The sequence below is a fragment of the Enterobacter sp. ENT03 genome, from assembly GCF_019218745.1.
Classification (GTDB): Bacteria; Pseudomonadota; Gammaproteobacteria; order Enterobacterales; family Enterobacteriaceae; genus Enterobacter_D.
This window is the reverse complement of sequence record NZ_JAHUXA010000025.1, coordinates 17,325-42,414: the sequence shown is the minus strand read 5'-3', so window position 1 is coordinate 42,414 and position 25,090 is coordinate 17,325. Positions and strand designations below refer to the sequence as shown.

Here is a 25,090-nt window from a genome sequence, read left to right as displayed (position 1 = left end):
GCCAGCCGTGGGCGGGTAAAGGATTTGGGACCATTCAGATCCCGCGTATTGGTCAGGAAGTGCTGGTGGACTTCAAGAACGGCGACCCGGACATGCCGATCATAGTGGGCCGTGTTTACAACCAGGACACGATGCCGCCGTGGGGGTTGCCGGGTACGGCGTCGCAGAGCGGGATCTTCAGCCACTCGCTGTACGGCGGGCCAACCAATGGCAACGCCCTGCGCTTTGATGACAAGACGGGTGGGGAAGAGGTGTGGTTTCATGCGGAAAAAGACCTGAACACCGTGGTGAAAAACAATGAAACCCACACGGTGAATGTTGATCGTACAAAAACCATCGTCAAAAACGAAACCAACAGTATTGGCGAAGACAGGATCACTACCGTAACGAAAAATGACGGTCTGACGGTGAAACTGGCGCAAACCATCAATATTGGCACCACTTACCGTATTGATGTGGGTGACCAGTTCACGATCCGCTGTGGTAATGCTGCGCTGGTTCTGCACAAGGATGGCTCCATTGAGTTCTGTGGCAAACAACTGCTACTGCATACCAGTGATGCGATGCAAATTATTGGTAACGGTATTGATATGAATCCGGATGGCGGTAAGGCCTTAACTGCTGATGATATTGCACCGCCTCCAGGAAATAAATAGAAGGGCGGAGGGAGCGGTGACTGGTCAAAATCTGGACCCGGCAATGGAAAAGTGCTCCTTAATCGATTTGGAGACCCCATACGGGATAACCGAGGAAATGTAGTTTATGAAATGCCAGAGGAAAAGCGTCCAGGTAGGGATGAAATGCAGGATGCCCTGAATGCTCAGAAGAGGAAACTGGAATCAGCGAAAGATGCCTTGACGCGCTGGAATGATCTGGATCGGGCTCATTTTAAAAAGGCATTTGGTGTTACAGATGATGTTTCAAAACAAAAAATCTATGATGCGATAGATAAAGAATTAGAACTGAATGAAAATATGACGTATGAGAAGTTTTATTTTTCAGATCAAAATGTTCATGCTTTTGTTTCCTCGGTGGATACTGAACATTATATTACTATTAGTAATAAGTTTTTGACGGATTCACTGGATTCTGGCGTTAATTCCAGAGCTGCGGTTTTGTGCCACGAAATGTCACACTTTAATGACGTGTTGGGCACGGTTGACGATGGGCTACGCGATGGGAGTATAAAGGTTGCCCGACAAGGTGATCCCGCAGCTTTGTATAGAGCCTATAATTTTGAACGCTATCTTGAATCATTTTAAGTGAGAGCATATGAGTGCTTATGTTAATGTTGAATTGAATGTTGAAGCTATGGGCGATAAAATTTACGCTATGGTTATTGTTGAAAATATTGGAAAAAAACCGGTTTATATTGATTCCAGATATTTACCAGAGGGGGTTGCGTTTATATCTGATCAATTGCATGTAGTTTGCAATGGAAAGGAGGTTAAATTTTCTGGTTACAGATATAACACTGATGCGGAATATTACACAATACAACCAGGCCATAAAAAAACGGGGGGGCGAATTAATATTGTGCAAGATTATCGTATACCCTCTGGCGTGCAGCAGTGTGCGTTTTATTTAAAGCCATGGGTGGCAATAAATCCTGAAATTTTAAAAAAAGAACATGGTGATGTTGAAATATATGAATTTAAATCAAATGTCGTTAACCTTGAGTTAAATAACCCAAAGTATGAGGAATTTTTTTTGAAAAACCATAAAGAAATTTTATATGCTGAAAAAAATGCTCTGAAATAATAATAGCCTGATAATGCTGCGCTGGTGCTGCACAAGGACGGCTCCATTGAGTTCTGTGGCAAACAACGGCTACTGCATACCAGTGATGCGATGCAAATTATTGGTTACGGTATTGATATGAATCCGGAGGGCGGTAAGGCCTTAACCGCTGATGATATTGCACCGCTCCCAACTTCCGAATGATCTGAATAAAAAGGAATTTTAATGACCCGACACTACCGTATCCAGGAAGGTAGCTTTACCCTGCCAAAAACGCTGACCGACCGCACCGTCAATATTTTTGTCCCTGAGGGCAATGAGCGTGCCTTCCCCAGCCTGAATATTTCCCGCGACACGCTCAAACCCGGCGAAGACTTAATCGCTTATATCGACCGCCAGATTGTGCTGATGAAAAAAAATCTCAGCCAGCATCAGGTGCAGTCCCGTACGCCTGTGCAGGCGGGAGGGGGCAGTGATGCCCTTTCCGGCGAGCAAATCGTCACCACCCATAAAGCCGGTAAAACGGTGGCATATCAGCGGCAGGCCGGATTTATTCCCGCCCCGGGGCAGGTACTGGTCTTCACCCTGACCTGCCCGCGCCCTTTTGACGAAAAAACAGACCAGATGTGGAATGACTGGCTGGCAGGCTTTCAGCCGGATAAAAACTGACCCCACACGGAGGTGTGACCATGTATGAAGCCGCACGGGTGGATGACCCCATCTGCCACACCAGCGCGCTGGCGGGATTTATTTTTGGCGCGATTATCGGTATTGCCATTATTGCGGTTGCTGCTTTTGCCTTCTTCACCTGCGGGTTTCTGGCCGGGCTGGTGCTGGGTTTTCTGGCTGACCAGATTGCGTCCGGGGTGCTGGCGGCGGGAGAAGCCATCGGGAAGTCAATACACAGCACGGCCGGGAAAATTCTTACCGGTTCGGACAATGTCAGCGTCAACAGCCGTAAGGCAGCCCGCGCCGTTCTCAGTACCGTACTGTGTGAAGACCACACGCCGGAAATCCGCATCGCCCAGGGGTCGGAAAATATTTATATCAACAGCCAGCCTGCGGCCCGTAAGGACGACCACACGGAATGCGACGCGGTGATAGAGGCGGGTTCACCCAATGTTTTCTGGGGCGGCGGCACGCAGACGGTGCTGGAAATCAGCCCGGAAATCCCGGACTGGCTGCGCACCACGGTGGATGTGCTGTTCGTGGTTGCCGGTCTGGTGGGCGGGCTGGCGGGGGCGTGGCGCCAGGCCACGAAACTGGGGACGAAGTTTGGCACAAAATGCGCGACGAAATTCATTAGCGGGCAACTGGCGGGGATGGCGGCGTCGCAGGCCATTATCAGCGGGCTGACCGGCAACCCGGTGGATGTGACGACGGGACAAAAAATCCTGCTGCCGGAGACGGATTTCACACTGCCCGGACGTCTGCCGGTGGTGTGCTCGCGCTTTTACGCCAGCCATCTTGAGACCGAAGGATTACTTGGCCGGGGCTGGCACCTGAACTGGGAGATGAGCCTGCGGGATGACGGGGAGAGCCTCACACTCACCGGCGTGCAGGGGCGGGCGCTGAGTTACCCGAAAACGATGCTAACGCCGGGGCATGAGATATTTGACCCGGAAGAGCAGTTCTGGCTGAGCTGTCTGCATGACGGACGTTATGTGCTGCACGACGGGGACCGCCATTATTACGTGTTTGGTGATTTTGACGACAGCGGCACGGCCTGGCTGCTGTTTATGGAGACGCCGTACCGGCAGCGTATTGCTTTCGGACGTGAGGACGGCCGGCTGGTGCGGGTGCTGGACAGCAGTGGTCATCATCTGCTGCTGCACCGTATTCTGACCCCGGCAGGCGAGCGGCTGTCCCGCATTGAACGGGTGGCGGGGGGCAGCCGTGTCAACCTGGTGGAATACCGCTATGACGGTCACGGGCAGCTCACCGCGGTGGTGGACCGTGGCGGGGTGACGGTGCGGGAATTCAGCTATGAAAACGGTCTGATGACGGAGCACCGCAACGCGGCGGGGTTTGCCTGCTGCTATCGCTGGGAGAATATCAGCGGCGTGCCGCGCGTGACGGCGCACAGCACCAGCGACGGGGAGCATTACCGCTTCCGGTATGATTTTGCTGCCGGGCATACGCAGGTCACGGACAGACAGGGCGGTGAGCGGCACTGGTGGTATGACGAAGAGACTTACGTCACGGCGCACCGGACGGCGTGCGGGGAGCGGTACCGTTTCACCTACAATGAACACCACTTCCTGGTGTCGGCAGAACTGCCGGGCGGGCGCCGCCTGGCGTGGGAATATGATCCGCTGGGGCGGGTGGTGAAGGCGACGGATGCGGCAGGCAGGGTCACACAGACGCAGTGGAACGGCCGCTTTGATGAAATCATCCGCACGGCGCTGGATGATGAGTCGGTGTGGAAAGCGCGCTACAACGCCCACGGCCAGGTGGAGGAGGAGACTGACCCGGAAGGCCGGGTGACGCAATATCACTATACCGGCGCGGGCCTGCTGGCGGGGAGGACGGATGCGTCAGGCGGGCATGTCCGGCTTGAGCATGACGAACGCGGGCAACTGACCCGCCACACTGACTGCTCAGGGCGCGTCACGGCGTATGACTATGACGAAGACGGGAACCTGACGCAGGTGACGGATGCGGAAGGGAAAACGGTGCGTATCCGCTGGAGCCGGCGGGGGCTGCCGGAGACGGTGAGCCATCCGGGGCAGCAGCAGGACAGCTACACCTGGAACACGCTGGGGTTGCTGAGCAGTCACCGGCGCGTCACGGGGAGCACGCAGCGCTGGCGGTACACGGCACGGGGTCAGGTGGCGGTGCACACGGATGAGGAGAATCGGGAGACGCGGTGGCAGTACACGCCGGAGGGGCAACTGACGGCGCTGATAAACGGCAACGGGGCGGCGTACCGTTTCACGTATGATGCACAGGGGCGTCTGGTGCGGGAGGTGTGCCCGGACGGGCTGAGCCGGGATTTCAGTCTGGACGCGCACGGACACCTGAGCGGTATCCTGACCACGGGGACACAGGGCGGTGAGCGGCGGGAAACGCAGCGTCGCGATTCGCTGGGTCGACTGGTGAGCACGGAGAACGGGCACAGTACGCGGACCTTCCGCTATAACCGGCTGGACCAGTTAACGGAGGTGACGCTGACGCCGACGGAGGCGGGCGAACGGGAGCACCGTATGCAGGCCAGCGTTGTGCGTTTTGAGCACGACCGGAGCGGGAGGCTGCTGGCGGAGCATGCGGGGAGGGGGAGTATCCGGTATGAGCGCGACGCGCTGGGCAACCCGGTGGATATCCGGCTGCCGGACGGTCAGCATATCAGCCATCTGTACTACGGGAGCGGTCATCTGTTACAGACGGCGCTGAACGGCATCACGGTCAGCGAGTATGAGCGCGACAGCCTGCACCGTCAGGTGATGCGCACGCAGGGCGCGCTGGCGACGTACAGCGGGTACACGGCGGACGGCCAGTTAAGCTGGCAGCGGAGTCTGCCGCGCGCGGCACAGCGCGGCACGCCGGCATCGGAAGGCGGTGACAGCGTGACAGCCCGGGCGTATCACTGGAACGGCAACGGCGAACTGGACAACATCCGTGACAGGCTGCGGGGCAGTCTGGTGTTCAGCTACGACAGAAGCGGGTGGCTGAGGGGGCGTACGGGGCAGATGTACGACCACGACCGTTATGATTACGACAGGGCCGGAAACCTGCTGGATAATGCGCATCAGGGGCCGGTGATGAACAACCGGCTGTCGGGGTACGGTGATGACCGCTACGGGTATAACGAATGGGGTGAACTGGAGACGCGGCGGGAGCAGCAGTATGTGTGGAACGCGCAGGGTCAGCTGACCCGGGTTATCAGCAGCAACACGGAAACGGATTACCGGTATGACGCGCTGGGCAGGCGCATCAGCAAGGCGACCTGTGAACGGCACACGGGGCGGAAGGTACGCAGCCGGACGGAGTTTATCTGGGAGGGATACCGGCTGGTGCAGGAGAAGCCGTGGCAGGGGGAGTGGCGGACGTATCTGTACGACCCGGAGCAGCCGTACACGGTGGTGGCGGGGGTGACGGGTCAAAAAAGCTCACGGCGAGTGTGGTACTACCACACGGACCCGGCGGGCACGGTGCAGGAGGTGACGAAGGAGGACGGGAGTCTGGTGTGGGCGGGATATCACGGTGCGTTTGGTGAGAGGCGGGGTGATATCAGCGGCAGCACGGCGTATGTGGCGCAGCCGCTGCGGATGGCGGGGCAGTATTTTGATGAAGAGACGGGGCTGCACTATAATCTGTACCGGTATTACGCGCCGGAGTGCGGACGGTTTATCAGTCAGGACCCGATAGGGCTGGCGGGGGGGCTGAATCTTTACCAGTATGCGCCTAATCCATTAACTTGGGTTGATCCTTTGGGGTTATCACCGGTCAGTCCTAAAACGATTTTATATTCTCAGAATGATATTAATCCAATTTTTGATGATGGTCGTAGTATTAATGATCTCAAACATAGATTAATAAACGATCCATCATATATAAATCAGGTTGAGCCTATTCGCAAAGTCAGAATGCGTGATCTACCTGCAAATGTTCAGGAGCGGTTATTATCTCAAGGTGCACATAAACACTCGGTATTTACTTTAGGTAATAGGCGACTTTATGCTGCTAAAGAGGCTGGGATACCTAAGATTCCATCTAGGTGGGCAACCCCTGCTGAATTGGCTGAAATTAAACTTGACCGAAGATTTACAACTCCAAATGGTGGTAAGTCAATAGGGGTAAGAGGCTGTTCTTAATATGAAAATGAAAGAAATAAAGACAAGGTATGGTGTTATTTTTGGACGCAATGCTTTGATTTTATCAAACACGGATTTAAATTTTCATCCATTTAAGTTGACTATTAGCGCATCATTGTCACTGTCTGCTTGTAGGCCTGTGGTCATGAATGCTCCTGATGTTAGTATTCATTTTTCATTCGATGAAATAGAAAGCTTGTCTATATATAAATTTGATGATTATCCATACGAGAAATATACGGAATCAAGTTTTGATGAGGTTGAAGGTGTATATAAAAATGATAGAAAAAGAATCGTATTAAGTACTTATGATCATGTCTTTGATGTGATTGGTAAGTGTGAGTTAATATACGAATAGCTATAAAAAGCCGGGTAAAATCCCTCGTTCCTCCCGGCTATTTTTATCCGCTTACCCAGTAAATGCCCATTCCCTGGAGCGCCGCTTTCGCGGCGTTCTTCATCTCTTGATTAGCCTGTTTAATATCCCTCAGGTGCTTACGCAGTTCCTGCATCTCGTTATTCTCCGCCATCAGCACAATGCACCCCTGCGATATTTTCACCGTCACACCGCGCCCGGTGTCAAATCCCGACTCTGCCAGCCAGTTACCCTTAAGGTGCAGACTGGGGCTTTGCGAGTAGCGGGTGGGGACTGAATCGCCACGGATAATCTGGACACTTCTGAGCCGTTGATAATATTGATTTTCATATTCCGTCGGTGGCATCTGATCACTCGAACTATGCCGACCCTTACTGTGATAAAACATTTCGATGTAATCAAAAATATCGCTGCGTGCTTGTTCCCGTGTTCCGTAGATCTTTTTCTTTATCCGTTCACGCTTCATCAGCCGCCACCGCCAGACCCGGTTAATCCCGCACTGTTGCTCGCTATTTCGCAGGTCGAGAAGGATCTTGCGATAGCCATAAACGCAACCGGACTACAGCCAGAACTGTTTGACTTGTCCTGTCAGCCTGATGCCGTGGTGAATACGGCTGCTGAAGTCAGGTTTAAAACCCACACGGATGAACATTCAGCACCCGAAAGAGCAGACGAACAGGCCAACAACAGGAGTAGTCACGGATAAAGGCGTACCTCAGTCGGACAGCTTTGGGAAGTGTGCCGTGGCTTTTTTAATATGTTCCGTTCGTCAGTAACCCACTTCAACTTCTTATGGAGTCGGCGGGTTATTGAACGTGGTCATTGTTTATCCTTAACCGGGTGCGCCCTCTTTCAGCCAGCGCAGTAATCCTGCAATAAACTTCGTTGAGTTCGGCATAAAGTAACTGCCGTGGTGATAGCACGGGTCTAACGTCGTCGCCAGCACTCTCCCACCGCCCAGCGGCGCGTCAAACAGAATGCAGCCGTCTTCCTCTGATTCAATCAGAGACCTCCCCTCTGGCGGCAGCGTCAACCCGCCGTGATGGTGCCAGGTGCAGTCCTGTAGCGACAGATAGCGGAACAGACCATGCTCCGGTGCGGTCAGGCTCAACCCGGAATGGGGGTTTTCTTCCAGCCACCACCAGAAGTTACAGACGCCGTTGCGCCACGTTATGCCGTCCAGCCATTGGTGTAAGCCGCTCTCGCCCATTGCTACCAGCATCCCGCCACGCGCCAGGAAGGCATCCAGCGTGGCTTTGGCGGCAATCAAATCCGCTGGGTTCTGGCGGCTGGCGAGGTACAGGCAGTCTACGTCATCAAGGTTTTCATTGGCCAGTTCGCAGACATAGAGGTTGCGGCAGAAAAAAGGGGTGAAAGCCGGATCGTGATAAGTGGCGTGATGGTAGTAGGTGCCGCCGTCAACAAAAGCAATGCGCATAGTTTTCTCCCGATTACCGTTGAGCGCTGGCGCTATAGTCCAGCATCCATGTTAATAGCTGTGGCACGATGCGAGATGCACTGGTGGCATCGTTCTGGTACAGCCACATATTGTTGCCGCTGTGCATCAGGATGACGCCGCCCTTTGGACGTCTCCAGATCCAGTCAACTGGCGTGCCGTCTTTTTTCAGTTGATGGATAACGGTGGCTCCCTGAGGCGGTGGGTTGCCGCCGCGCGCGTAAAACCCGGCGACGCCGCGACGAAAAGAGAGGTGTTCGCAGTCCACGCCGACAAAGACCGGGTGTTCATGCACTTTCTCCAGCACCAGATCGTCACGCCCCCGGCCTGCTGCAACGCGAAAGGGTTCGAGGCCGTTAAACAGCGGATAGGTCAGATGGCCGTTAAACACGATGAGCCCTCCCGCCACCAGGTGATCCTCCAGCTCCTGGCGCCAGGCCATGAGAGCCCGCTGGTCGATGTGCGCTTCAATCACTATCGCCGTACGGCGTTGCAGTTGTTCCCGGGTCAGCCCTCTGACCGAGAGAGATTCAGCCCCGTGTTCCTGCAATAACCGGGAAAAATCCGGCTGTTCATGGGAAATACAGCGTAAATGCAGTAGTTGACTCATAGCATTGACACTCCTTGTACTTGTGTAAATTGTGGAATGACCACCCATTGGCCGTCCAGCACGGCGCGGCGTACCGGTAGTTGATAAAGCTGGCCTAACGTTTCGTCGGTAATAACCTCCGGCGGTGGGCCAAACGTCCAGGCGCCGCCGGGAAACATCAATAGACAGCGGTTGGCGAAGTCCAGCGCGTGCTGCGGAGAATGGGTAATAAACAGAATGGTGTAGCCCCGTAGGGTGAGGTCTTGCATTAGCCGCAGGATAAGCGCCTGATTGCGCCAGTCCATCGCGGCGGTGACTTCATCCAGTAAAATAATCCGGGCTTCCGATGCCAGAGCCTGCGCCATCAGCGCCAGTTGCTGTTCGCCGCCTGACAAGGAAGAGAACTCCCGGGAAGCCATGTGACGTAGCCCGACCTGGGCCAGCGCCTGTTCGCAGACCTGGTAATCCTGCCGATTGGGCGCTCGCAACAGGCCGATACGCGCCGACCGGCCCACCAGGACTGTTTCTTCTACCGAGACAGCCGGGGGAACGGTAATACGCTGAGGAACAAAGGCGATATCGCCGTTACGGAAGATTTCCCCCTGCTGGCAGGGCAGCTTTCCCGCCAGTAACTTCAAGAGAGTGGATTTTCCGGCGCCGTTGGCGCCAAGCACCATGCACAACGTCCCCTGCTGCAGAGAAAAAGAGAGGTTGTTCAATACCGGCGACTGGCGCGGCGAATAGCACCAGGTGACTTCATGTGTCGACAGCATTACGGTGGCAGGCTGACTCATAGCGATCTCCTGATGCGGCGAATGAGCCCGGCGAACATCGGCGCGCCCAGTAGCGCCGTCAGCACACCGAGCGGGATCTCTACGGCGCTGAGCGTTCTGGCCAGCGTATCCACGACAACCAGGTAGCTGGCTCCTGCCAGAACGGTATGCAGCAGGAAATGGCGATGGTTCTGGCCCAGCGCCATCCGTACCAGATGCGGTACGACCAACCCAACCCAACCGACTACGCCGCATACCGCTACGCTGCCTGCGGCGATGACGCCGATAGCCAGCAGCGCCAGGCGCTGCGCCTGCATCAGTCGCGGCGTGTGCGCCCCCTGCACCGTGATAACCATCAACTGATAGCGCAGCGTCCAGAGCAGCAACAGGCCGCCGCCGATTGTCGGCAGGGCGATCAGCACCCGCGAGCTATCTGCGCTGGCGAGGCTGCCCATCAGCCAGAACACGATAGACGGCAGTTGGTTTTGCGGATCGGCCAGCAGCTTCATTAACGATACGCAGGCCGAGAAGAGCGCGCTCATCACGATGCCCGAGAGGATCAGGAGCAGGGTGTCGTTCATGCCCCGGTTCACCGCGCCGCCCGCCAGCCAGACCACCGCCGCCAGCGCCAGTAGCCCCCCCGCCAGCGCCCCCAGGATCAACGCCCATCCGTCACCGACAAAGATCATCATCAGGATGCCGCCAAAGGCCGCTCCTGACGATACACCCAGCAAATTCGGCTCCGCCAGCGGATTGCGAAACAGAAACTGCAGCGCCGCCCCGGCGCCAGCAAGACCAGCGCCGACAATCAGCGCCAGCAGCACTCTGGGCAAACGAATATCCACGATAAGCCGCTGTTGCATGACTGGCGCCTCACCCAGTAGCGCCCGTAGCGCTTCCCCTGTGGGCACGCTGAAACGACCGACGGTCAACGCCCCCAGACCAACCAGAAACAGCAGCGCCAGCAGGAATAGGCTTGCCCAGGCGGGCCTCATGGTCGAACCTGTTTACGGCAGAAGTGCGTACAGTAGTTCAGGCTGCCGCCGTTTGCCGACAGCTTCAGAATGCGGTCGATCTGCTCTTCGCTCAGGTCGTAGCGATAGATAAATTGATAGGCCTCTTTCACCCGCACGCGAAAGTCTCCCTGCGCCAGATGGGGGTGGAACAGGGTGAACAACCAATGGTGCGTTAGCGGCGATTCCTGACTGGGCGGCTCCCAGCGAAAACCGCCGCGGGGATAGGTGTAAACCCGTTGATTCTTGATGGCGTTAATCTCCGCCAACCGGGGATCGTTAAGGAGATCCGCCGGGATGAGTCCCGCCTCGAAGTTATTGAGCAGAATGACCTGCGGATCCCATTGCAGAAGCTGTTCTACGTTGATGGTGGTAAAGCCAGGCAAGGACTGCGCCATATTGTTGCCGCCGGTGCGGCGAATGTCGCTGTCCATGCTGGTGCCTTTCCCGGCGACCTGTAACCCGGATCGCGCCCGGTACAGGTAAACGACTCTGGGGCGCGCCTCCTGCGCCACGACAGCGGCGCGTTTTTCCACCTGCGTGATTTCGTCATCAAACCACTGCGCCAGTTGATTTCCGCGCTCGGGTTTTCCCAGAACCTCGCCCACCAGCGTAAACCAATGTCGGGCAAGGCGGGTGTCGCCGTAATTTATCGTGACGACCGGCAATCCCAGCCGTTTGAGAGGAGTAATTATCGACTCTCCCCGATCGCCCCACTGGAACACGACATCCGGCCGGGCGGCGGCAACGGCCTCTACGTTGGGCGCAAAGCCGTCACCGGCAATATCCGCCGCAATATTTTTCGCTGCCGGGTAAATCTCACCGAGCAATCCTTCCGTAATGTCACTGACGCTTGAGCGGTTCATACCGACCAGCCGTTCTGCGCTACCGTCAATCGCCATGATGGTGGACGCCAGCGGAATAGAGAACGTCATAACGCGCTGGGGCGGTTGCGTAATAGCAACCTGCTGCTGGTTCTGATCTGTCACCAGGATGACGGACTGCGTGGTGTTAATCGTCGTCGCCTGTAGCGATCCGGAACTGGCCAGCAGCAGCGTTAAATATAATTTTTTCATTAGTAATCCACCGTGAGTTTAAGCACGAAGGCCCGACCGGGTTCGATTAACGGATTAGTATAGGTTTGCGGCAACCGGATATTTTCTGTCGCGGTGGGCAGTGTCTGGGTGGCGTCGAGCAGGTTTTCCACCCCTCCCATCAGCGTCCAGCCGGTGAATTTGTCCCCGAACCAGGCGTCAAGATACGCTCCGGCATAAAAGTTGACGTTGGCGAAACCCGCCGTTTCACGTTCCTCCTGTTTGGCGATGCGCTTACGTCCCTGTACTGCGGTCACGACAGCTTCGCTATACCAGTCGCTGTGGTCATAGCGCAGCGATACTGACGCCGTCAGCGGAGAAATGGCCGGCAGCGGCTGGTTGGCGGTGTCGTTCGCGCCCCATAGCGTGGCGAGGCTATAGCGGCTGCTCCAGGTGTCATTGAACCGGGCTTGCCCCTCCAGTTCCAGGCCGCGCAGGGTGGCGCTGGCAATGTTCTGCCGCTGGCGCAGTGCACCGTTATTGATGGGCACCAGGGTAATCAGATCGTCATATTCGCTTTGCCAGCCAGTCAGCGATATCGTGTTCTGTTTACCGTACCAGCGCATACCCACTTCGGCGGTAATGTTGGTTTCCGGCTTAAGCTCCGGGTTAGGCAGGGTATTCACCGTGCCCGCCACGCTGGTCAGCACCATCGACTGTGCCGAAGGGGCATGAAAGCCGCGGCTTAAGTTGCCGACCAGATGCCACTCCGGTGTCATTTTCCATACGGCCCCCAGACTTCCTGTCAGGGCATAGTGTTTCTGGCTGGTGTTGCCGCCGAAGGCATCTTTCTGGATCTGTTGCTCCATACGAGTGGGGTCGCCAATGTCCACCAGCACCGCATCGCCGCGCAGGGCTGAGTTCAGATTAACGCTGTTGCTCATCGCCCAGTTGTCGTTGGCGAACAGCCCCACGTTAGTCGTACTGGTGTCTCGCTCCATCGGAACCCAGGACGTTTGCGAGACCTTATTTCCAGCGGCATTGTAGGCTTTGGTGTGCGTTTTTCGTCCCTTGGTGTCGCTGTACCAGAAGTCGCCGCCGTAGCTGACGGCGTGAGCGGCCAGTTGCTTTTGCGCGGTAAGATGCCCGCCCCAGACCACCGGACTGGACACTTGAATTTGCTGCACGGTGCTGGTCTGCGTTCTCGGGTTACGGTTCATCTGGTAGATATCGGTACGGAAATCCCGGCGATACAGCGTGCTTTCCCACTGGTCGGCCAGCCAGCCGGCCTGCTTATCTTCATAGCCCAGCCGCAGGTAGCGTTCGATAATCGGGCTTTCGCTGACCAGCCGGTTCGGGTATCCGGGCGCGGCACCCAGCCCGCCTGCGCGCCCGGTGTCCACGTCCACGAATCGCCCGGACAGCTCCCAGCGGGATAGCTCACCCGGACGGTAGCCAATATTGAAGTCCACCGCTTTGCTTTGTGAATCGCTGTTGTGGGCCTTACCCTCCGGCGTGTCGTAGTCGTCTGCGTGCTGGTAGCTGGAGCCGATCATCACGTCAAAACCGTTGCCGCCGCCGAGGAGTTCAGCGCGCCCGCCGTAAAGATTATTGACGCTGTTCCACTGCGCGGCGCGCAGCGTTGGGGTCAGGGAGAAGGGTTGGTCGGCGTCGATTTTAGCGCGTCGGGTAACGATGTTAATTACGCCGGTCATCGCGTCGGAACCATACAATGCCGAAGCCGGACCCCGGATAACTTCGATACGTTCAATGGCGCTGGGATCCAGCATATTAAACTGCAGCGTATTGCGGCCCTCGTAACGGTCGCCATCAATCGCCAACACCATGCGCCCTTCGTTGCTGTTAAATCCGCGCATCATGATTTGCCCGCCGAGGCCGCCGGAGCGCACGAACTGAATGCCCGGTATTTCTGATAACAGACTCTGGATACCGGCATAGCCTGGCCGTTCGGCGATCTGTTGGGAAGAAATGATGGTCACTGTACGCGGCGAGTTTTCTGCCGAGGTGCTCGACCGCGTCGCCTGAACGATAAGCTGTTCCTCTTTATCGGGCTCGGCTGCCAGCGTTTCGCCAGCCACGGCGTTATTTAGAAAAAGCGCGGCTCCCAGACACAGGCGCGATGAATTCGGTACTTTCATTAGATGGTCAACTCCCTTTTTGTAATAGTATTTCTGGATATTTTGATTTAGATAATGATAATCATTCTTATTTAATGGTAGGCGCAAAGGGAAAAATTGAGCTATGACAATTATCAACGCGGGGAACGTAATATTTGCGGACGCTGTTCGGCTATTAAAGTCAACGCGGATGCTGGGAGGCATCCGCTCCGAACTGTATGAGCGACTCATGCAGGAAGGCGTTTTTATCCTTTTGGAGAACAAACAGGTGCTCTTTCATCAAGGGGAGGAGGCTGATTTCTGGTATCTGGTGCTAAACGGCCAGGTGAATACTTTCCGGTATGGCCGTAACGGTGAAGAGCTGGTTTATCAACACAGGCTGCGTGGACAGTTGCTGGCTACGCTGGTGATGTTTATGCCGGAGGGTCGTTATCCCGTACACGCCTGGGCCAGTATGCCATCCCTGGTGTGCCGCTGGCCGCGCAAGATACTGCACCAGTTTTGCCTGACTCAACCTGATATCGGCATCCGCCTGTTGTCCAGCGCCGGAGAGATGCTGCAACAGGCAATGGACAATATTGAGTCATTTAGCCTATGCACGCTGGAACAGCGGGTTGCGCGCTACTTGCTTAAAATCAGCGAAATACAGGGGCGTCATATCACCCTGCCAGTCACTCAACGTCTGCTGGCACATCAGTTGGGTATTCGTACTGAGACCCTTAACCGTTTGCTGGCTCAGTGGAAAAAGCTAGGGGTAATTCAAGGAATGGGAAATAACCTGTACCTTCACGATACGGATTTCCTCATAAAGGTCAGTGAAAAAACGTAGTGGGCGCGTTGATTCCCGCTGTTCTGGCTTCATACTGTGGATGTCTTAAAATAGGGAGAAAAATCTTCCTGAAAATAGACCCGTTTTAGTTCCATGCATTTTCTGAGATCCCGGCCAAATAATGGTGCTGTCAGTATTCCTCCGGTTTCATATTGTTCAGTGATTCATGCGGGCGTTCACCGTTATATTCTGATAACCATTTCTCCGTGATTTCCCGCACTTCATTCAGCGTTCTGAACAGATAAAAATCGAGTATTCCTGTACGGTATGTCCGGTTAAAACGCTCAATAAAAGCGTTCTGCTCAGGTTAAGATTCCGGCAGGCCTGACGGATACAGAGTCCGAACGTCGTTATCAGATGAGTGACCAGCTCACGCTTACAGGCTGGTTTTAAAGCTTTTTTGATAACTTCTTTCAGCGCCCGGTTCTCAAGGCCCAGGTCGGCAAACATCTGTTTGAGACGCCTGTTCTCATCCGCAAGATCCTTGATCTTTTTAATATCAGAAGCCTCCATGCTGCCGTATCTGGACTTCCAGTTGTAGTAGGTGGCTTCAGAAATACCGGCCTCCCGGCAGACATCTTTAACGGTTCGTCCGGCTTCAACCGATTTAATTACGGCAATGATCTGATGCTCAGTAAAACGGGCTTTACGCATAGCGATCTCCTTATTGGCAGATTGATTATGCCGGGGGATCTCTAAATGTGAATGGCACGATTATGCGGGATACTTACAGTCAAGTAATATTGGCCACGGTTTTACAGCAAGAACGGTAGCTGCTCAGCAGGCATATTAACGCCGTCACTAACATCACTTATTGGAGGCTTAGCAGTGGCTGGGGAAAGCTGGTTGAAAGAGTGCTCATAACAGATTTTATTGAGGACCGTGAACAAGGCCGGGAATGCTTTCCGGAATTGTGAGGGCTTGAGTAAGCTTACCGGCGCGATAGTGTTTTGCATACATCAGAAGTGAAGCGATGCTGCTTGTTTTCTTCTGACCGGACAAAGACCGGATGCTGCCTTGCAGTGATCAATTCACCAGTAGATATACCTTGTGGAAATAGTATTTATTGGCAGCGTGAAGACCAGCAGACGTTGGTATAGTCACCGGAAGGATAGGGCGTCGCTAAAGGGAGATGCTCAGGTGGGACTCAAGTGATAAAGCAGCAGCATCTGTGGTCAGAATGGCCAGAAATCTACCAGAACCCCAGAAAGCAAAAAACCCGCCATAGGCGGGTTCTTCTAAATAGTGGTGCCCGGACTCGGAATCGAACCAAGGACACGGGGATTTTCAATCCCCTGCTCTACCGACTGAGCTATCCGGGCAACGGGGCGCATTAAACCTGATCCGCCTCGTGTCGTCAACGAAATTTATTTAAATCGTTGCAGACTGCACAATCTATCAGCAATCCGGCGCGATTGCACGCCGCTCAGGCAAAAAAGGCGGTCCAGGCGGCGGAGAGCGGCATGGCGATTATCAATGCGGGCAACATGTTAGCGACGGCAAACATCTTAATGCCGCAGATACGCAGCCCGGTTGCCAGCAGCAAAATGCCGCCGACGGCGGTGAAATCGCCCATCATCGCCGGTGTGGTAAGCGGCAGAATAAAGGTGGCGCAGGTGGCGAGGGTGAGTTGAATAATCAGCATCGGCACCGAAATAGCCGCCACGGCAATGCCGAGGGAGGTGGCAAAAATCACCGCGGTAAAGAAATCGAGAAACGCTTTGGCGATCAAAATACTCGGATCGCCGGTCATGCCTTCGCGCATCGCACCAAAAATGCCGGTGCCGCTGGCGCAGAACAGAATAATGATGGCCACCAGACTTTCAATAAACGCGTCATGGCCTTCCGGCACGCCTGTCGATTTTTTACCGCGCTGCATCAGTTTGCGCAGGCGGTTCACCCCGCCGCTGATCCCGCGCTCAACGTAGCAAATCTCGCCAATCAGCGTGCCCACCAGGGTGGCCAGCACCATCACCGGCAGGTTCACGCACTTCACCACCAGCAGAATACCGATACCCAGCGAGCACAGGCCGAAAATAGCGGGCATTGAATGGCGCACGCGTTCGGGTAAGCGGTGGCTGAGCACCGCGCCAATAGTGCCGCCCATCAGCACGGCAGCGGCATTAATAAAGGGGCCAGTTAACACGCTGTTACTCCTGAGGAATTTGTTTTAATGATTGCATAGTATGCCGCAAAAACTCCCATTCCAGGCATTTTTTGCGTGTTGCACCTGCCAGGCAAAAATGACATTATTGCGCGAAATTTCCTCTCTTAATCACGGGGCTGCCTGGATGACGCTGCATTCTGTTCGCCAGACAAATCGCATACTTATGCGAATATTCTCCCGTTCCGCCATGATCTTTTCTCTGCTCACCCTGGGGTGAGGACAACGCAGGCGCTTATGAAAACCATGAAAATTGCTGCCAGCCGCGAGCTGGTTTCCCTGCTTTCCACCCATCGCGAGGTGGTCAGCCTGGACAACACGGATTTTACCGATGTGGCGGCAGTCGTCATTACGGTGGCAGACAGTTATAGCGGAATTCTCGCGCTGCTTAAACGCACAGACTTTCAGTTGCCGGTGTTCATGTTCAGCGACACGCCTGCCGATGCGCCTGATGGCGTCGAGGCGGTAATCGGCGGTAAAGCGCAGGAGCTGCTGGAGCTGGAATCCGCCGCCTGCCGCTACGAAGAAAATCTGCTGCCGCCGTTTTTCGATACGCTGACGCAGTACGTGGCGATGGACAACAGTACTTTCGCCTGTCCGGGACACCAGCACGGCGCGTTCTTCAAAAAACACCCCGCCGGGCGTCAGTTCTTTGACTTCTTCGGTGAAAACGTCTTTCGTGCCGACATGTGCAACGCCGACGTTAAACTTGGCGATTTGCTGATCCACGAAGGCTCCGCCAAACACGCGCAGAAATTTGCTGCCAAAGTGTTCCACGCGGATAAAACCTACTTTGTGCTGAACGGCACGTCGGCGGCGAACAAAGTCGTCACCAATGCGCTGCTGACGCGCGGCGACCTGGTGTTGTTCGATCGCAACAATCACAAATCCAATCACCATGGCGCGCTGATCCAGGCGGGCGCGACGCCGGTCTATCTGGAAGCAGCCCGTAATCCGTTCGGCTTTATCGGAGGCATCGACGAGCACTGTTTCGATGAGCATTACCTGCGCGAGCAGATCCGCGCTGTCGCGCCGGAGAAAGCCGACGACGCGCGCCCGTTCCGCCTCGCGGTGATCCAGCTCGGCACTTACGACGGTACGATCTACAACGCCCGTCAGGTGATCGACAAGATCGGATCGCTGTGCGATTACATCCTTTTTGACTCAGCGTGGGTGGGTTACGAGCAGTTTATTCCGATGATGGCCGACTGTTCGCCGCTGCTGCTCGATCTGAACGAAAACGATCCGGGGATCTTCGTCACCCAGTCGGTGCACAAGCAGCAGGCGGGCTTCTCCCAGACCTCGCAGATCCACAAAAAAGATAACCATATTCGCGGCCAGGCGCGCTTCTGCCCGCATAAACGGCTGAATAACGCCTTTATGCTGCACGCCTCCACCAGCCCGTTTTACCCGTTGTTTGCCGCGCTGGACGTCAATGCCAAGATCCATGAAGGCGAAAGCGGACGCCGCCTGTGGGCGGAGTGCGTCGAACTGGGTATCGAAGCGCGCAAGGCGATCATCGCCAACTGCAAGATGATCAAACCTTTTGTGCCGCCAGAAGTGGCGGGGCGTCCGTGGCAGGATCATCCGACTCACGCTATTGCCAGCGAGCGCCGCTTTTTCAGTTTTGAGCCGGGCGCCAGCTGGCACGGTTTTGACGGCTACGCCCGCGAGCAATATTTTGTCGATCCCTGCAAACTGCTGCTCACCACGCCAGGCATTGATGCGCAGACCGGTGATTACACCGATTTCGGTATTCCGGCGACCATTCTGGCGCACTACCTGCGCGAGAACGGCATTGTGCCGGAGAAGTGCGATCTGAACTCGATCCTCTTCCTGCTGACGCCTGCCGAGAGCGCGGAGAAAATGGCGCAGCTGGTGGCGATGCTCGGTCAGTTCGAGCAGCATATTGAAGACGATACGCCGCTGGCCGACGTGCTGCCGACCATCTTCAACAAATACCCGGTGCGCTACCGCGATTACACCCTGCGCGAGCTGTGCCAGGAGATGCACGACTTATACGTCAGCTTTGACGTCAAAGATCTGCAAAAAGCGATGTTCCGCGCCGACAGCTTCCCGCCGGTAGCGATGAATCCGCAGGATGCGAACAGCGAATTTATTCGTGGCAATGTGGAACTGGTGCGCATCAGCGAAGCCGCAGGGCGCATCGCGGCAGAAGGCGCGCTGCCGTATCCGCCGGGCGTCTTATGCGTGGTGCCGGGAGAAGTGTGGGGCGGTGCGGTACAGCGCTACTTCCTCGCGCTGGAAGAGGGCGTTAACCTGCTGCCGGGCTTTTCGCCGGAACTCCAGGGCGTGTATAGCGAAACAGACGCCGATGGCATCAAGCGTCTGTTTGGCTATGTCTTGAAAGGGTAGCCTAACCCTCTCCACAGGGAGAGGGGACAGATGGTGCAGATTGCCATTCTCCCTCTCCCTGGGGTGAGGGCCGGGGTGAGGGGACACTCAATTGCGACGATAGCTTTTCTGCGCCGTGTCCACTTTATACAGATAGCGGCGCGATTCGGCAGACGGATGTCGCGTGGTGAGCGCTTCATACACATCCCCCGGCGACATGCGGTTAATCATGTTCGCCGCCTGTACCTTATCGCTGGAGAACACCCGCAGCACGCTACCCGCGCCGCCGTTATAGGCGGTGATCACCGCATAACGCCGTGACGTCGGGTTGGTGATCCCCGAAAGATAAACATTGTTCAGCATCGCCAGATAGGCCGTGCCGGTATCAATGTTGCTCGCCGGATCGAACAGGAAGTTGCGGTCCGGCATCCCGGAACGGCCCTGCGCGCGGAACACATCTTTCCCGGCACTGTGCTGGACAACCTGCATCAGTCCCAGCGCATCGGAGCGGCTGACGGCGTACGGGTTAAAGGAGGATTCGGTCTGCATAATCGCCAGGATCAGCGATTCATCTACGCCATATTTGCGTGACGCCTGACGCACCATGCCAGTGTATTTATGCGCACGTTTATCCAGGTGGTTTGCCACCAGGTTAATGGTCACGCTGTAGATCACTTTCAGCCCGTTCTGTCGGCTTTTCATACGTGTTTGCAGCAGATAATCCGCATAACGCGCCGCGCGCCACTGCCAGCGAATAGCCTCGCCGTTGTTATCCACCACCTGTCCATAAAGGAACGGCTGTTTGGAGATCGGAATATCATCGACGTCGGAGTAAAGATCGATGGAACCGGGGTCGTCACCCATCAGCAGCGTTTTGATGATCGCCTTGCGCAGGTGAGCCGCAGGATCTGTTCCGGCGATGGTTTCGATGGTGATCGAGCCGTCATCAAAGTTGATGTGGCTGCGGGTCTGATACTGATCGGTGTACTTAACGTAGTCCTTGGGGCCTGCGATCAGGACTTCGTTAAATCCCCAGATGTTTTCGATGTTATGGGCGAACTGGCCCATCAGAATGTCAAAACCGTTGGTGTCCTTTACCCAGGCTTCGTTATAGCTATCGCCCTTATTATTGGAACTGGAACACGAGATGAGTAACGGCGCGATCAGGGCAAACGCTAAATATTTTTTCATCATTCCGCAGGTGCGTGTTGTGTTGGTGTTAGACGTGAAAAAGCCGGGTTACCCCGGCAATGTTATTTTTATTCTTGATCCTGCGGCTTATAGCCTTCGATGTGCACATCTTTGCCTTCGAACAGGAAGTTAATCATCTCCTGCTCCAGCAGCTTGCGGTGCTCCAGGTTCATCATATTGAGTTTCTTTTCGTTGATGAGCATGGTCTGTTTCTGCTGCCACTGCGCCCAGGCTTCTTTCGAAATCTCGTTATAGATGCGCTTGCCGACGTCGCCCGGATAAAGCTGGAAATCCTGACCTTCCGCTTCACGGCCCAGGAAGGTACAAAAAATGGTTCTGCTCATAAAAATTCCTCTTTCATCTCAGCGCTATACAGCGGCGCCGGTACGTAATTGCTGTAACAGGCGCTCAACGGGCGCCGCCAGTCCAACGGATTGCGGTTGCGCTAAGTTATACCAGAGACCCGCCCCTTCATCCATGCATGCGGTGAATGAGGACACGGGAAGCCACATTGGCACAATATCCAGATGGAAATGGCTGAAAGTATGGCGAAACGCCGTTAACTGGCTGAGAGTATCGGCGTCAATCTGACGTTCCGCCAGCCAGCGACGCAGACTGTCTTCATCTTCAAACTGCGGGAAGCAGAATAAGCCGCCCCACAGACCGACCGGCGGCCGCTGGGCCAGAAACACCTCGTCGCCGTGCTGGAGCATCAGAAAATAGCCGGTGCGCTCCGGCAGCGTTTGCTTCGGTTTTTTGCCCGGGTACAGCGCCCAGCTCTCATGCGCATAGGCTTCGCAGCCATTGCTGAGCGGGCAGAGCGAACATTTGGGTTTTGAGCGGGTGCAGACGATCGCCCCCAAATCCATCATCGCCTGGTTAAAGCGCGCCACGCCCTCGGCGGGCGTCACCTGTTCACTTAACTCCCACAGGCGCTTTTCCACCTCTTTTTTACCCGGCCAGCCGCCTACCGCATAGCAGCGGGCCAGCACGCGCTTCACGTTGCCATCGAGGATCGGGAAGTGCTTATTGAGCGACAGGGACAAAATCGCCCCGGCGGTCGAGCGCCCGACGCCCGGCAGCGCCGCCACTTCATCGAAGGTATCGGGGAACTGGCCATGATGCAGCGTGGCTACCTGCTGCGCCGCTTTATGCAGATTGCGGGCGCGGGCGTAATAGCCAAGACCGGTCCACAGGTGCAGCACCTCATCGAGCGGCGCATTGGCTAAATCCGTCACCGTCGGGAAGCGGGCCATAAAACGCTCAAAATAGGGGATCACGGTGGTGACCTGCGTTTGTTGCAACATCACCTCAGAGAGCCATACTTTGTAGGGCGTTTTTTCGAGTTGCCAGGGCAGGGTCTTACGCCCGTATTTGTCATACCACTCCAGCACCTGGGCTGAAAATTGCGACGCGTTTAAGGTCAAAGCAGAGCTTCCGGGTAACGTTTTGGGGGAGCCAGATTGCAGCACAGCGGCACAGAGGTGTAAACCAGAAGTTTCCGGTGCTTGCATCCGGCAACTAACTTTGGATAATGCCCGTTTCCCGACCACTCTCACAAGCAGACATATTTATGAAGAACGACGTCATTTCACCGGAATTTGATGAAAACGGCCGCCCGCTGCGCCGCATCCGCAGCTTTGTCCGCCGTCAGGGGCGTCTGACGAAAGGGCAGGAGCACGCGCTGGAAAACTACTGGCCGGTGATGGGCGTAGAGTTCACCGACGCACCGCTGGATTTCGCCGCGCTGTTTGGCCGCGACGCGCCAGTCACGCTGGAGATTGGTTTTGGTATGGGCGCCTCGCTGGTCACGATGGCGAAAGCCAAACCTGCGCAGAATTTCCTCGGCATTGAAGTGCATTCGCCGGGCGTGGGCGCGTGTCTTGCCACCGCGCACGAAGAGGGTGTCGAGAACCTGCGCGTGATGTGCCACGACGCGGTAGAAGTGCTGCACAAAATGATCCCTGACAATTCTTTAACCATGGTGCAGCTCTTTTTCCCTGACCCATGGCATAAAGCACGCCATAATAAACGCCGTATCGTTCAGCCGCCGTTTGCTGAACTGGTGAAAAGCAAACTGAAACTGGGCGGCGTTTTCCATATGGCAACCGACTGGGAAGCCTATGCAGAACACATGCTGGAAGTGATGTCATCGCTGGACGGCTATAAAAACCAGTCTGCCAGCAATGACTATGTGCCGCGTCCTGAATCGCGTCCGGTAACCAAATTTGAACAGCGTGGCCATCGTCTTGGTCACGGCGTATGGGACTTAATGTTCGAGAGGGTGAAATAATGGCAACGAATCGTAGCCGTCGTCTGCGTAAGAAAATGCATATCGACGATTTTCAGGAATTAGGCTTTTCCGTCGCATGGCGTTTCCCGGAAGGTACCAGTGAAGAGCAGATCGATCAGACCGTTGATGACTTCATCAACGAAGTGATCGAGCCGAACAAACTGGCGTTTGACGGCAGCGGCTATCTGGTGTGGGAAGGGCTGATTTGCAAACAGGAAATCGGCAAATGCACCGAAGAGGACCAGGCCATTGTGCGTAAATGGCTCGAAGACCGTAAGTTCGACGATGTACGCATCAGCGAACTTTTTGACGTCTGGTGGGACTAATTAGTTATCGACAGGGTCGGCTTTGCCGGCCCGTTTTGTTTGTGAAGGAGTTTTTATGTTGCGCAAAACGCTGCTGGCGGCTGCCCTGACGGTAACCGCATTTACCGCGCAGGCTGAATATAAATGTAGCGTCACGCCGCGTGACGACGTGGTGATCAATCCGCAAACCGTGCAGGTGAAAGGCGAGAACGGCAATCTGGTGATGACGCCGGACGGCAACGTGATGTTTAACGGTAAGCAATACACCCTGAGCGCCGCCCAGCGCGAGCAGGCGAAAGATTATCAGGCGGATCTGCGCACCGCGCTGCCGTGGATCGACGACGGCGCGCGTAGCCGCGTCGAGAAAGGCCGCGTGGCGCTTGATAACATCATCGCCAAAGAAGTGGGTGAAAGCAGCAATATGCGTGGTCGCCTGACCAAACTCGACGCGCAGCTGAAAGAGCAGATGAACCGCATTCTTGAGCGTCGCCCGGATGGCATCACCTTCCATTACAAAGCCATTGATGAAGTGCGCGCTAACGGCCAGCAGCTGGTCAATCAGGCGATGGGCGGCATCCTGCAGGACAGCATCAATGAGATGGGCGCGAAAGCGGTACTGAAAGGCGGCGGTAATCCCTTGCAGGGCGTACTCGGCAGCCTCGGCGGTTTACAGACCGCGATCCAGAATGAATGGAAAAATCAGGAAGCCGATTTCGAACAATTCGGCAAAGCCGTGTGCAGCCGCGTGGTGTCGCTGGAAGACAGCCGCAAAGCGCTGGTCAGCGGGCTGAAGTAGACCTTTCTACCGACTACCTGCCCGGCAGGTAGTCATCCAAAATGAGATTACATTTATCCTGTCTGTGCGGCGAATTTCATATGATGTTTTTTTCAATCATAAAAGGAATTTGCAAATGTCACACAGCTGGAAATATGGCGCGCTTCTTTTTTGTTGTGCTTCCTTTCAGGCGTTCGCTGATACGACCCCGCCCAGTAACGATACCCTCAAGCAGCAGTTTTCCGAGCAATACAGTGGCATGATGCGCCTTGAAAAAATCACGCTTCGCCAGCTTGATGCCATGGGAAATCAGGCGACATGGATGGCGGAAGGTGATATTGCCGCCACCGACGACCTCTACTCAATAGTAGGCATGGCGGCGGATTACCGCTTTTACGAACAAACCTGGGTTAAAAATCGCCCGGTGAAGTTTTCGGCCATGGTGACGTCGGTAGGCACAAAAGAGTCTGGCTGGCGCACCGAGTTCTTTTCCATGCAGATGGCGGCGAGAAACGCTGGCTCTCCGATGAAGGACAAAAAAGAGTTGGATCTTGTGGTGACCGACAGCGATTTTAACGCCCGGCTGAACAAGATAGAGTCTGCCTACGCGGATAAAAAAGCCATGCTGGATAGATGGGAAAAAGAGAAAGAACAGCTGAGTGAAAAAGCGGATGCGCTGCACACGAAAATCGATGCGTCATGGACGACTCAAAACGGCAAGCCCGGCAATCGCGAAACGGTAATGCAGGAAAAGCTTGCAGCAATGCGCGTGGCCGATCAGCAAAGCGATTTTATGACGTTTAAAGATCATTACCAAAAAACGGTTTATGAGCCAGCGGTTGCCGAGTGCAGGAAAAAACCGGATTGCGATATTCTCCCGCTGATGAATGCCCGGGATGAAGCGCTGGCCGAGCACGGGCGCAAGCATTCTGCACAACACAACGCGATGTATCAGAAAATCCAGGCGGAAATGGCAGCGGGCGATAAAAAAGTGGAGCCGCTGTACAAAGAATGGCAAAAGCTGCAGGGGCAAATCGGCAGACTGAACATCGAAATAAATGAAACCCAGCGTGATTATGACCACTGGCAGAAAGATATAACAGAGCTGCGTGAGCGAGGGGTAATTAAGTAGTCAGGCAGCAATGCCATTACCGATTTATATATTTACGATGAAAATGAAATTAAAGGCTGCTTGCCCTGGCAGCCAGTTCTGCCATCATCATTCAGCAGCCACAAAAATAGGGT

23 protein-coding genes, 1 tRNA gene and 3 pseudogenes are annotated in these 25,090 nt (G+C 55.2%); 13 read left to right on the top strand and 14 right to left on the bottom strand.

Annotation, left to right across the window (positions count from 1 at the left end; translation table 11 throughout):
* From KW828_RS20240 to KW828_RS20215, 7 genes and pseudogenes are all read left to right on the top strand, one after another.
* Positions 1 to 656 (top strand): type VI secretion system Vgr family protein (locus tag KW828_RS20240; RefSeq protein WP_256350306.1); only part of this gene is annotated, 656 nt, incomplete at its 5' end.
* A 111-nt stretch (positions 657 to 767) separates the two neighbouring features.
* Positions 768 to 1,262, top strand: coding sequence for a M35 family metallo-endopeptidase (locus KW828_RS20235; RefSeq protein WP_218338048.1), 495 nt, complete (start codon positions 768 to 770; stop codon positions 1,260 to 1,262).
* Between the two features lie 10 nt (positions 1,263 to 1,272).
* A complete protein-coding gene (locus KW828_RS20230; RefSeq protein ID WP_218338047.1) occupies positions 1,273 to 1,761 on the top strand; it encodes a hypothetical protein in 489 nt (162 codons plus the stop codon).
* Positions 1,762 to 1,773: 12 nt separating this feature from the next.
* Positions 1,774 to 1,944, top strand: a pseudogene (locus KW828_RS22000) (hypothetical protein); the annotation flags it as partial.
* A 21-nt stretch (positions 1,945 to 1,965) separates the two neighbouring features.
* A complete protein-coding gene (locus KW828_RS20225) occupies positions 1,966 to 2,409 on the top strand; it encodes a DcrB-related protein (RefSeq protein ID WP_218338046.1) in 444 nt (147 codons plus the stop codon).
* Between the two features lie 20 nt (positions 2,410 to 2,429).
* Positions 2,430 to 6,554: an RHS repeat-associated core domain-containing protein gene (locus KW828_RS20220; RefSeq protein WP_218338045.1), complete on the top strand. Its 4,125-nt coding sequence runs from the start codon at positions 2,430 to 2,432 to the stop codon at positions 6,552 to 6,554.
* Position 6,555: 1 nt separating this feature from the next.
* Positions 6,556 to 6,912, top strand: a complete 357-nt coding sequence (locus tag KW828_RS20215; RefSeq protein WP_218338044.1) for a hypothetical protein — start codon at positions 6,556 to 6,558, stop codon at positions 6,910 to 6,912.
* 43 nt (positions 6,913 to 6,955) lie between these two features.
* Here KW828_RS20215 and KW828_RS22185 read toward each other — a convergent pair whose 3' ends face one another.
* The 8 genes and pseudogenes from KW828_RS22185 to KW828_RS20180 form a co-directional block, all read right to left on the bottom strand.
* Complete coding sequence (locus tag KW828_RS22185; protein ID WP_371316141.1) at positions 6,956 to 7,219, bottom strand: SymE family type I addiction module toxin; 264 nt, start codon at positions 7,217 to 7,219, stop codon at positions 6,956 to 6,958.
* 6 nt (positions 7,220 to 7,225) lie between these two features.
* Positions 7,226 to 7,734 (bottom strand): annotated as a pseudogene (locus KW828_RS22180) (IS3 family transposase); the annotation flags it as partial.
* Between the two features lie 28 nt (positions 7,735 to 7,762).
* Positions 7,763 to 8,368 (bottom strand): hypothetical protein, encoded by a 606-nt coding sequence (locus KW828_RS20205; protein ID WP_218338043.1) that lies wholly within the window; start codon positions 8,366 to 8,368, stop codon positions 7,763 to 7,765.
* Between the two features lie 13 nt (positions 8,369 to 8,381).
* A complete protein-coding gene (locus KW828_RS20200) occupies positions 8,382 to 8,996 on the bottom strand; it encodes a hypothetical protein (protein ID WP_218338042.1) in 615 nt (204 codons plus the stop codon).
* Positions 8,993 to 9,769 carry an ABC transporter ATP-binding protein gene (locus KW828_RS20195; protein ID WP_218338041.1) on the bottom strand — a complete coding sequence of 259 codons (777 nt, stop codon included), beginning with the start codon at positions 9,767 to 9,769 and terminating at the stop codon, positions 8,993 to 8,995. Before KW828_RS20195 ends, KW828_RS20200 begins: the two co-directional genes overlap by 4 nt.
* Positions 9,766 to 10,743 carry an iron ABC transporter permease gene (locus KW828_RS20190; protein WP_218338040.1) on the bottom strand — a complete coding sequence of 326 codons (978 nt, stop codon included), beginning with the start codon at positions 10,741 to 10,743 and terminating at the stop codon, positions 9,766 to 9,768. Before KW828_RS20190 ends, KW828_RS20195 begins: the two co-directional genes overlap by 4 nt.
* A complete protein-coding gene (locus KW828_RS20185) occupies positions 10,740 to 11,837 on the bottom strand; it encodes an ABC transporter substrate-binding protein (protein ID WP_218338039.1) in 1,098 nt (365 codons plus the stop codon). Before KW828_RS20185 ends, KW828_RS20190 begins: the two co-directional genes overlap by 4 nt.
* A complete protein-coding gene (locus tag KW828_RS20180) occupies positions 11,837 to 13,954 on the bottom strand; it encodes a TonB-dependent receptor (RefSeq protein ID WP_218338038.1) in 2,118 nt (705 codons plus the stop codon). Before KW828_RS20180 ends, KW828_RS20185 begins: the two co-directional genes overlap by 1 nt.
* Before the next feature lie 103 nt (positions 13,955 to 14,057).
* Between KW828_RS20180 and KW828_RS20175 the strand changes: the two genes are divergently transcribed.
* The gene (locus KW828_RS20175) at positions 14,058 to 14,762 is read left to right on the top strand and encodes a Crp/Fnr family transcriptional regulator (RefSeq protein WP_218338037.1); all 705 of its coding nucleotides are present in this window, start codon (positions 14,058 to 14,060) and stop codon (positions 14,760 to 14,762) included.
* Between the two features lie 130 nt (positions 14,763 to 14,892).
* Here KW828_RS20175 and KW828_RS20170 read toward each other — a convergent pair.
* From KW828_RS20170 to KW828_RS20160, 3 genes and pseudogenes are all read right to left on the bottom strand, one after another.
* A pseudogene (locus tag KW828_RS20170) lies at positions 14,893 to 15,416 on the bottom strand (transposase).
* 592 nt (positions 15,417 to 16,008) lie between these two features.
* Positions 16,009 to 16,084 (bottom strand) — tRNA-Phe (locus KW828_RS20165).
* A 104-nt stretch (positions 16,085 to 16,188) separates the two neighbouring features.
* The gene (locus tag KW828_RS20160) at positions 16,189 to 16,908 is read right to left on the bottom strand and encodes a DUF554 domain-containing protein (RefSeq protein WP_218338036.1); all 720 of its coding nucleotides are present in this window, start codon (positions 16,906 to 16,908) and stop codon (positions 16,189 to 16,191) included.
* A gap of 255 nt (positions 16,909 to 17,163) precedes the next feature.
* Between KW828_RS20160 and KW828_RS20155 the strand changes: the two genes are divergently transcribed.
* Complete coding sequence (locus KW828_RS20155) at positions 17,164 to 19,302, top strand: ornithine decarboxylase (RefSeq protein ID WP_218338035.1); 2,139 nt, start codon at positions 17,164 to 17,166, stop codon at positions 19,300 to 19,302.
* Between the two features lie 87 nt (positions 19,303 to 19,389).
* Here KW828_RS20155 and mltC read toward each other — a convergent pair whose 3' ends face one another.
* From mltC to mutY, 3 genes are all read right to left on the bottom strand, one after another.
* Positions 19,390 to 20,472 (bottom strand): membrane-bound lytic murein transglycosylase MltC, encoded by a 1,083-nt coding sequence (gene mltC / locus KW828_RS20150; RefSeq protein ID WP_218338049.1) that lies wholly within the window; start codon positions 20,470 to 20,472, stop codon positions 19,390 to 19,392.
* A 68-nt stretch (positions 20,473 to 20,540) separates the two neighbouring features.
* Positions 20,541 to 20,816 carry an oxidative damage protection protein gene (locus KW828_RS20145; RefSeq protein ID WP_088221319.1) on the bottom strand — a complete coding sequence of 92 codons (276 nt, stop codon included), beginning with the start codon at positions 20,814 to 20,816 and terminating at the stop codon, positions 20,541 to 20,543.
* 24 nt (positions 20,817 to 20,840) lie between these two features.
* Complete coding sequence (gene mutY, locus KW828_RS20140; RefSeq protein ID WP_256350303.1) at positions 20,841 to 21,899, bottom strand: A/G-specific adenine glycosylase; 1,059 nt, start codon at positions 21,897 to 21,899, stop codon at positions 20,841 to 20,843.
* 146 nt (positions 21,900 to 22,045) lie between these two features.
* Here mutY and trmB point away from each other — a divergent pair, with 146 nt between their 5' ends.
* The 4 genes from trmB (at position 22,046) to KW828_RS20120 (ending at position 24,977) form a co-directional block, all read left to right on the top strand.
* Positions 22,046 to 22,765, top strand: coding sequence for a tRNA (guanosine(46)-N7)-methyltransferase TrmB (gene trmB / locus KW828_RS20135; RefSeq protein WP_218338033.1), 720 nt, complete (start codon positions 22,046 to 22,048; stop codon positions 22,763 to 22,765).
* Positions 22,765 to 23,091, top strand: a complete 327-nt coding sequence (locus tag KW828_RS20130) for a YggL family protein (protein WP_218338032.1) — start codon at positions 22,765 to 22,767, stop codon at positions 23,089 to 23,091. The genes trmB and KW828_RS20130 overlap by 1 nt, the downstream gene beginning before the upstream one ends.
* A gap of 55 nt (positions 23,092 to 23,146) precedes the next feature.
* Positions 23,147 to 23,866, top strand: coding sequence for a DUF2884 domain-containing protein (locus tag KW828_RS20125; RefSeq protein WP_218338031.1), 720 nt, complete (start codon positions 23,147 to 23,149; stop codon positions 23,864 to 23,866).
* A 115-nt stretch (positions 23,867 to 23,981) separates the two neighbouring features.
* Positions 23,982 to 24,977 (top strand): DUF1202 family protein, encoded by a 996-nt coding sequence (locus tag KW828_RS20120; RefSeq protein WP_218338030.1) that lies wholly within the window; start codon positions 23,982 to 23,984, stop codon positions 24,975 to 24,977.
* Positions 24,978 to 25,090 lie beyond the last annotated feature (113 nt).

What these genes read in the sequence shown, in the direction of transcription:
- KW828_RS20235 (WP_218338048.1), top strand. Translation starts at nt 768, where the DNA reads ATGCCAGAGGAAAAGCGTCCAGGTAGGGATGAAATGCAGGATGCCCTG.
- KW828_RS20230 (WP_218338047.1), top strand. Translation starts at nt 1,273, where the DNA reads ATGAGTGCTTATGTTAATGTTGAATTGAATGTTGAAGCTATGGGCGAT.
- KW828_RS20225 (WP_218338046.1), top strand. Translation starts at nt 1,966, where the DNA reads ATGACCCGACACTACCGTATCCAGGAAGGTAGCTTTACCCTGCCAAAA.
- KW828_RS20220 (WP_218338045.1), top strand. Translation starts at nt 2,430, where the DNA reads ATGTATGAAGCCGCACGGGTGGATGACCCCATCTGCCACACCAGCGCG.
- KW828_RS20215 (WP_218338044.1), top strand. Translation starts at nt 6,556, where the DNA reads ATGAAAATGAAAGAAATAAAGACAAGGTATGGTGTTATTTTTGGACGC.
- KW828_RS20205 (WP_218338043.1), bottom strand. Translation starts at nt 8,368, where the DNA reads ATGCGCATTGCTTTTGTTGACGGCGGCACCTACTACCATCACGCCACT.
- KW828_RS20200 (WP_218338042.1), bottom strand. Translation starts at nt 8,996, where the DNA reads ATGAGTCAACTACTGCATTTACGCTGTATTTCCCATGAACAGCCGGAT.
- KW828_RS20195 (WP_218338041.1), bottom strand. Translation starts at nt 9,769, where the DNA reads ATGAGTCAGCCTGCCACCGTAATGCTGTCGACACATGAAGTCACCTGG.
- KW828_RS20190 (WP_218338040.1), bottom strand. Translation starts at nt 10,743, where the DNA reads ATGAGGCCCGCCTGGGCAAGCCTATTCCTGCTGGCGCTGCTGTTTCTG.
- KW828_RS20185 (WP_218338039.1), bottom strand. Translation starts at nt 11,837, where the DNA reads ATGAAAAAATTATATTTAACGCTGCTGCTGGCCAGTTCCGGATCGCTA.
- KW828_RS20180 (WP_218338038.1), bottom strand. Translation starts at nt 13,954, where the DNA reads ATGAAAGTACCGAATTCATCGCGCCTGTGTCTGGGAGCCGCGCTTTTT.
- KW828_RS20175 (WP_218338037.1), top strand. Translation starts at nt 14,058, where the DNA reads ATGACAATTATCAACGCGGGGAACGTAATATTTGCGGACGCTGTTCGG.
- KW828_RS20155 (WP_218338035.1), top strand. Translation starts at nt 17,164, where the DNA reads ATGAAAACCATGAAAATTGCTGCCAGCCGCGAGCTGGTTTCCCTGCTT.
- mltC (WP_218338049.1), bottom strand. Translation starts at nt 20,472, where the DNA reads ATGAAAAAATATTTAGCGTTTGCCCTGATCGCGCCGTTACTCATCTCG.
- KW828_RS20145 (WP_088221319.1), bottom strand. Translation starts at nt 20,816, where the DNA reads ATGAGCAGAACCATTTTTTGTACCTTCCTGGGCCGTGAAGCGGAAGGT.
- trmB (WP_218338033.1), top strand. Translation starts at nt 22,046, where the DNA reads ATGAAGAACGACGTCATTTCACCGGAATTTGATGAAAACGGCCGCCCG.
- KW828_RS20130 (WP_218338032.1), top strand. Translation starts at nt 22,765, where the DNA reads ATGGCAACGAATCGTAGCCGTCGTCTGCGTAAGAAAATGCATATCGAC.
- KW828_RS20125 (WP_218338031.1), top strand. Translation starts at nt 23,147, where the DNA reads ATGTTGCGCAAAACGCTGCTGGCGGCTGCCCTGACGGTAACCGCATTT.
- KW828_RS20120 (WP_218338030.1), top strand. Translation starts at nt 23,982, where the DNA reads ATGTCACACAGCTGGAAATATGGCGCGCTTCTTTTTTGTTGTGCTTCC.